Origin of the sequence: Bradyrhizobium sp. PRIMUS42 (genome assembly GCF_023006515.1) — a bacterium.
GTDB lineage: Bacteria > Pseudomonadota > Alphaproteobacteria > Rhizobiales > Xanthobacteraceae > Bradyrhizobium.
Window position 1 is genome coordinate 1 of the sequence record NZ_JALBGZ010000435.1, and the last position, 5,552, is coordinate 5,552.

Below are 5,552 nucleotides of genomic sequence, written 5' to 3' on the forward strand. Positions count from 1 at the left end.
GGCAGCGTCACGGCGCCGCCGAAGCCTGCGCCGCCGCAGGCTGCGGTGCCCACGGACAACGAAGTGGCCCTGTTCTGCAGCAACGTCGCCGATCCCGCCGTCGATGCGAGGCTGGCCTGGCAGCTCAAGGAGTTGGAAAAGGCCGAGAGCCTGCTCCGCGAACGGATCGCCGAGGTCGAGGCCAAGCGCGTCGAATATGAAAAGTGGATGGCGCTACGCGACGACTTCCTGAAGAAGGCCGAAGCGAGCGTCGTCGAGATTTATTCGCGGATGAAGCCCGATGCCGCGGCGACTCAGATTGCCGGCATGGCCGACGAGACCGCCGCCGCCGTGCTCGCCAAGCTCAGCCCGAGGAGCTCGAGCGCAATCTTCAACGAGATGGATACGGCACGCGCGGCGCACCTCGCCGACCTCTTGGGCGGAATGCGCCGCGTGGATGACGGAAAGACCAAATAGATGAAGAAGCCGATCCTCATCCTCCCGCTGGCCTCTGTGCTTCTGGCCGGATGCTTCCATGACCCGTCCGAGGTCCTGACCGGCCCGCAAATGTCGCCGGTCGGCGCCGGCTTACGGACCCATGCCGATCCGATCCCGGTGACGCCGCGCATGCGCACGCCCGTCAGTTATCGCTCGACCTGGGACGACGGCACCGATCTCTACCGCGATCCCCGCGCGCGGCGCACCGGCGATGTCGTGACGGTGATCATCTCGATGCAGGACAAGGCCAAGCTCGACAACAAGACCGGCCGCTCGCGCGATTCGCAGGTCAAGTTCGGTCTCGACTGGCTGATGGACGTTGCTGGGTGGCAGGACAAGGGCTCCGCCAACGCCAATCTCAGCACCAACACCCAGATCAAGGGCAACGGTCAGATCGATCGCACCGAGGACATCAAGCTGTCCATCGCGGCCATCGTCACCGACGTGTTGCCGAACGGCAATATGATGATCAGCGGCTCGCAGGAATTTCGCGTCAACACCGAGATGCGCGTGCTCAATGTCGGCGGCATCGTGCGCCCGCGCGACATCTCGCGCACCAACACGATATCCTACGAGAAGATCGCCGAGGCGCGCGTGTCCTATGGCGGTCGCGGAAATCTGTCCGACGTGCAGCAGCCTGGATGGGGACATCGGATCTATGATGCCGTGGCACCATTCTGAGATCTGCGCCGGCGAGGCCGTGCGAGGGCAGGGGACTTCATGCGCCTGATTGCGGCCATCGTGGTGCTGACCCTTGTCGCGATCGGTGCGGGCGCGCTGGCCGGACTGCATCTGTTTGCCGCCGCGGAACGCGCCGCCGATGCGAAGAAGAGCGCGACTCCGCCGCCGCTTGCGTCGAGCTACGCCGGCAGCGCGCGGCTCAGGAAATTGTCTCCGATCGTGACCAATCTCGCCGCGCCCGCCAACAATTGGGCCCGCATCGAGGCCTCCATGGTGACCGAGAGCATGAACGACGAGGAGGCCGGCATCCTGGCCGCGCACATCAGCGAGGACATCGTCACTTACTTGCGGTCCGCCTCCGTCGCGCAGTTCGAGGGATCGCGCGGGCTCCAGCATCTGCGCGACGACCTGACCGAGCGCGCCAACATCCGCTCGTCGGGCAAGGTCCGCGAATTGATCATTGAGACGCTGGTGATCCAGTGAGAGTGAAAGTCCTGCTGCTCGCGTTGATCATGGTCGTGCTGCCCGAAGTGGCGCTCGCCCAGATTCCGGACCTCAACTCGCTGCTTCCGCCCGGAAACGGCTCGACCAGCGGCCGGATCATTCAGCTGATGGCCCTGATCACGGTGCTGTCGGTGGCGCCGGGACTGCTCATCATGGTGACGAGCTTCACGCGATTTGCGGTGGCGCTGTCGTTCCTGCGCGCCGGTCTCGGCCTGCAGACCACGCCGGCCAATCTGGTCATGATCAGCCTCGCGCTGTTCATGACCTTCTACGTGATGGCGCCGACCTTCGACCGCGCCTGGGAGACCGGCGTCCAGCCGCTGATGAAGAACGAGATCTCGGAAGAGCAGGCCTATCTGAAGATCACGGATCCGTTCCGCGAGTTCATGCTGGCCCATGTCCGCGACAAGGATCTGCAGACCTTCGAGTCGCTCGCCGCGGAGAGCTTTCGCAAGAAGTTCGACGACAAGCGGGTCGATTTGCGCGTCATCATCCCGGCCTTCATGATCTCCGAGCTGAGGCGTTCGTTCGAGATCGGATTCCTCATCATCCTGCCGTTCCTGGTGATCGACATGATCGTGGCGACGCTGACCATGTCGATGGGCATGATGATGATGCCGCCGACGATCCTCGCGCTGCCGTTCAAGATGCTGTTCTTCGTGCTGATCGACGGCTGGAACCTGCTCGCCTCCGGATTGGTGCGCTCGTTCTCGTAACGTCGGCGATCGTCGGTCGGCCGGTTATGGTTAGCGGAAAGTAACATTAACCATATGATTTTGCTGACGAATTCAGGTCGATCTTAATCCGGAAGCAAGATTCGGCGTGCTAGCAATGCGTCACGGCGGGTTGGACCCCACCCACAGCAGTCCAAAGGCATGATGCCGCCCCTCCGTACCGGTGCAAGCCCGGTATGTCCCCTGATGAAAATGTAACGCGTACATAAAGGGACATTCGCAATGTCAAGCCTGCTCACGAACTCGTCCGCCATGACCGCGCTCCAGACCCTGCGGTCTGTCAGCTCGCAACTCTCCACCACGCAGAGCCGGATCTCCACCGGCCAGCGCGTGGCCACGGCCGCGGACAACGCCGCCTACTGGTCGATCGCGACCTCGATGCGCGCCGACAATGCCGCGCTCTCCGCCGTCTCCGACTCGCTCGGTCTGTCGGCCGCGACCGTCGACACCGAGTACACCGCTCTGAACAAGGTGCTCGGCGACAGCAACTCCGGTCTGACCAAGCTCCAGTCGCTGCTGGTGGAAGCCAAGACCGCCGGTATCGATCGCAGCAAGATCCAGTCGGAAATCACCCAGATCCAGCAGGACATGAAGAACGTCGCCAGCGCGGCGACCTTCAACGGCGTCAACTGGCTGAGCACCAACGCCTCCACGCCGACGACCGTCAATCTGGTGTCGTCGTTCTCGCGCGTCGGCTCCACGCCGACGACCAGCTCGATCACCGTGACCGTCGCCAACTACTCGCTCTACACCTCGACCACGACCGGCATCCTCGACACGGTGAGCGGCAGCGCGTCGGTCGACAGCCTCAACATCGGTGCATTGACCGACTCGGCCGCTGACCAGACCATTCTCGATGGTTACATCGCGAAGGTCACCGCAGCGATCGGCACGGTGTCTTCGGGCGCCGCCAACCTCGGCGCCATCAAGAACCGTATCTCGAACAACTCGGAGTTCGTGAAGTCGCTGATGGACTCGGTGGATCGCGGTATCGGCCAGCTCGTCGACGCCGACATGAACCAGGAGTCCACCCGTCTGGCGGCTCTCCAGGTCCAGCAGCAGCTCGGCGTTCAGGCGCTCTCGATCGCCAACAACAACAGCCAGAGCATCCTGTCGCTGTTCCGCTAAGTCCAGGACGATCCTAGGGAGGGCCGCGCTTCGTCAGAAGCGCGGCCCTTTCGTTTGGCGCGATGCCGCCGCCATGATTCCGGCTGCCCTGTTGCAAAGGGATCACGGCGCCACAAGCCTCGCACAAGCTTCGCCGGCTAGTCTGGCCGTTACGACGGATTGGGTTCACGCGCATTTCCGCAGCCCAAAGGCATGATGCCGCCCTGTCGTACCGGTGCAAGTCCGGTATGTCCCCAAATCCAATCTGCTTTCAAAGGGACATCGAAGATGGCTTCCAGCCTGCTTACCAACTCCGCTGCAATGACTGCGCTCCAGACCCTCCGGAATGTCAGCGCCAGCCTGCAGACGACCGAAAACCGCATCTCGACCGGCCAGCGCGTCTCGACCGCTTCGGACAACTCGGCCTATTGGTCGATCGCGACCTCGATGCGCGCCGACAACGCCGCGCTCTCCGCCGTCTCCGACTCGCTCGGTCTGTCGGCCGCGACCGTCGACACCGAATACACCGCCCTGAACAAGGTCATCGGCGACCAGAACTCCGGCCTGACCAAGCTCCAGGCGCTGCTGGTCGAAGCCAAGACCGCCGGCATCGACCGCACCAAGATCCAGGCTGAAATCACCCAGATCCAGCAGGACATGAAGAACGTGGCCAACGCGGCGACGTTCAACGGCGTGAACTGGCTGAGCACCAACGCCTCCACCCCGGCGACCGTCAACCTGGTGTCGTCGTTCTCGCGCGTCGGCGGCACGCCCACGATCAACACCATCACGGTGACGGTTGCCAACTACTCGCTCTACACCTCGGCTACGGCCGGCATCCTGGACACGGTGAGCGGCAGCGCGTCGGTCGACACCATCAACATCGGTGCGCTGACTGACTCGGCGGCCGACCAGACCACGATCGACGCCTACATCGCGCAGGTCACCGGCGCGATCAACACGGTCAGCCAGTCCGCCGCCAACCTCGGCGCCATCAAGAACCGTATCTCGAACAACACGGAATTCGTGAAGTCGCTGATGGACTCGGTGGATCGCGGTATCGGCCAGCTCGTCGACGCCGACATGAACGCGGAATCGACCCGGCTCCAGGCGCTGCAGACCCAGCAGCAGCTCGGCGTTCAGGCGCTCTCGATCGCCAACCAGAACAGCCAGAGCATCCTGTCGCTGTTCCGCGGCTAAGCGACGGCTTCGAAAACGACCGTGCTCCCTCAGGGGAGCACGGTCCCCGCCGTGACCGGCGGACGTGACGGCACGAGGCGTGCCCGCAATCGCAATCCCGACGCCAGGCTTCATACGACACGCCGCAACCGCGCTGTTCCGCGCCCGATCGTCCGCGCGTTGACGGCAAGCCGATCGCGTCGCCCCCGCTTCTTGCAAAATTGCAACGCCGTGCCTGCGAACTGACACAATCGTGTCCTCGCGCAACCTTCAGACAAGGTTGGCAGCGGAGTGTCCTCACCGTTCGCATTGGTACGAGGTCATATGCTCAGTCGTGCGCAGGTACAGCAACTGCTCAACAATCTGCTGGAGCTTGGGCCGCGACGCCTGATGGCCTTGGGATTGATCGGCTTTGCCGTTCTCGTCACCGTCGTCGGCGGCGCGTACTATTTGAGCCGCCCCGAATTCGAGACGCTCTATACCGGCCTCACCCGCGAAGACGTGACGCGCATGGGCGCGGCGCTGCGCGAGCAGAACATCACCTTCGACGTCAATACGGCCGGAGACGCGCTCTCGGTTCGCCCGAGCCAAACCATGCAGGCGCGGATGCTGCTCGCCGAGAAAGGGCTGCCGACCAGCGCCAATTCCGGCTACGAGCTGTTCGACAAGATCGGCTCGCTCGGCCTGACCTCCTTCATGCAGGAGGTGACCAAGCTCCGAGCGCTGGAAGGCGAGATCGCGCGCACGGTCCAATTGATGAAGGGCGTCAAGGCGGCGCGGGTGCATATCGTGATGCCGGTGCGCGGCTCGTTCCGGGCGACGCAGCAGCCGCCTTCGGCCTCGGTCGTGCTGCGCACCGACGGCGCGATC

6 protein-coding genes and 1 pseudogene are annotated in these 5,552 nt (G+C 63.7%); all 7 read left to right on the plus strand.

What is annotated here, in order from left to right; genetic code table 11:
• Window positions 1-456, plus strand: a 456-nt coding sequence (locus MOV75_RS25835; RefSeq protein WP_247006826.1) for a MotE family protein, incomplete at its 5' end; no start/stop codon positions are given.
• Window positions 457-1,158, plus strand: a complete 702-nt coding sequence (flgH, locus tag MOV75_RS25840; RefSeq protein WP_246928803.1) for a flagellar basal body L-ring protein FlgH — start codon at window positions 457-459, stop codon at window positions 1,156-1,158. It begins immediately after the preceding gene.
• A 39-nt stretch (window positions 1,159-1,197) separates the two neighbouring features.
• Complete coding sequence (locus tag MOV75_RS25845; RefSeq protein ID WP_246928805.1) at window positions 1,198-1,641, plus strand: flagellar basal body-associated FliL family protein; 444 nt, start codon at window positions 1,198-1,200, stop codon at window positions 1,639-1,641.
• A complete protein-coding gene (gene fliP, locus MOV75_RS25850) occupies window positions 1,638-2,378 on the plus strand; it encodes a flagellar type III secretion system pore protein FliP (protein WP_194404177.1) in 741 nt (246 codons plus the stop codon). Before MOV75_RS25845 ends, fliP begins: the two co-directional genes overlap by 4 nt.
• Window positions 2,379-2,618: 240 nt before the next feature.
• Window positions 2,619-3,524: a flagellin gene (locus MOV75_RS25855; RefSeq protein ID WP_246928807.1), complete on the plus strand. Its 906-nt coding sequence runs from the start codon at window positions 2,619-2,621 to the stop codon at window positions 3,522-3,524.
• Between the two features lie 267 nt (window positions 3,525-3,791).
• On the plus strand, window positions 3,792-4,703 hold the full coding sequence (locus tag MOV75_RS25860) for a flagellin (protein ID WP_246928809.1): 912 nt from the start codon (window positions 3,792-3,794) through the stop codon (window positions 4,701-4,703).
• A 303-nt stretch (window positions 4,704-5,006) separates the two neighbouring features.
• Window positions 5,007-5,552: pseudogene (locus MOV75_RS25865) on the plus strand (flagellar M-ring protein FliF); the annotation flags it as partial.